This window comes from Pelistega indica (assembly GCF_000506865.1).
Classification (GTDB): domain Bacteria; phylum Pseudomonadota; class Gammaproteobacteria; order Burkholderiales; family Burkholderiaceae_B; genus Taylorella; species Taylorella indica.
The window spans coordinates 1-634 of record NZ_AYSV01000058.1; the positions used below are offsets into that span (position 1 = coordinate 1).

Below are 634 nucleotides of genomic sequence, written 5' to 3' on the forward strand. Positions count from 1 at the left end.
GCACAGAGTTCATCTACCTCGCATCGGTTTGTGAATTGGGCAAAGCAACACGGTATCTATATTGATTATATTCAACCAGGATGCCCCTACCAAAATGGCTTTATTGAGCGATTTAATCGGACGTATCGCACAGAGGTTTTAGGGTGTTACCTCTTTAAAACACTAAAACAGGTTAAACAACTAACCGAGGAGTGGTTAACGATTTATAATACGCAAAGACCTCATGATGCACTAAAGGGGCTCACCCCTTTAATGTACAAACAAAAACATTCCGTTTCTACTTTATAGTTGTACTAAAAATGGGATGGGTACAATTCATGATAAACACCTCTTCTGTTAGGTTGTTTTATATTAACAAAAGGTATTTACACAAATTAGGGGATAGGGTCTAAAATAACCCATAAGTATCGATAACTTATGGGTATATTTGTAGAAGTTCAGACCAAATCTGACAAATGAGTTGCAAAAAAGAGAGTTTCCCGTTTGAATAAGAGGTGCGAATCTTTTAAACAAACAAAAGGAAACTCTACATGTTACATACTACCAATAATGTGATTAAACATAAAGCAGGACTGCTTAATTTAGCAGAGCAATTAAAAAATGTGTCGACAAGCATGACAAAATTAKKGGCGTA

Annotated in this window: 1 protein-coding gene; it reads left to right on the plus strand. The window is 35.9% G+C overall.

All coding sequences use genetic code 11. From position 1 onward, the window contains the following. Nucleotides 1-288, plus strand: a 288-nt coding sequence (locus V757_RS18525) for an integrase core domain-containing protein (protein ID WP_023950005.1), incomplete at its 5' end; no start/stop codon positions are given. Between the last annotated feature and the right edge of the window lie 346 nt (nt 289-634).